At 63.3% G+C, this 553-nt stretch carries 1 protein-coding gene; it reads left to right on the top strand.

Translation table 11 applies throughout. The features are described 5' to 3' along the window. A partial coding sequence (locus EN906_RS36525) for an alpha-D-ribose 1-methylphosphonate 5-phosphate C-P-lyase PhnJ (RefSeq protein WP_206529298.1) occupies nucleotides 1-553 on the top strand: 553 nt, incomplete at both ends.

The raw sequence follows: 553 nt of genomic DNA on the forward strand, positions 1-553 counted from the left end.
CCCACCATCATCCAGCCCCGTCACCGCATTCCCGAGCATCCGCTGACGGCGGGCCAGGTGCTGGTCTACCAGGTGCCGATCCCGGAACCCTTGCGCTTCCTCGAGCCACGCGAGACCGAAACGCGGAAAATGCATGCGCTGGAAGAATACGGCCTCATGCATGTGAAACTTTACGAGGACATCGCCAAACACGGCCGCATCGCCACCACCTATGCCTATCCGGTCAAGGTCGAGGGCCGCTATGTGATGGACCCGTCGCCGACGCCGAAATTCGACAATCCCAAGATGCACCGCTCGCCGGCGCTGCAGCTGTTCGGCGCCGGGCGCGAAAAGCGCATCTATGCGGTGCCGCCCTTCACCGAAGTGGTCAGCCTCGACTTCGAGGATCATCCGTTCGAGGTGCAGACCTTCGACCAGCCCTGCGCGCTGTGCGCGGCCGAGAATGTCTATCTCGACGAGGTCATCCTCGACGACCATGGAGGCCACATGTTCGTCTGCTCCGACACGGATCATTGCGAGAAGCGGCGGGCGGGCGGCCATCACGGCCACCTTG

Source organism: Mesorhizobium sp. M7A.F.Ca.CA.004.06.1.1 (genome assembly GCF_003999135.1).
Lineage (GTDB): Bacteria > Pseudomonadota > Alphaproteobacteria > Rhizobiales > Rhizobiaceae > Mesorhizobium.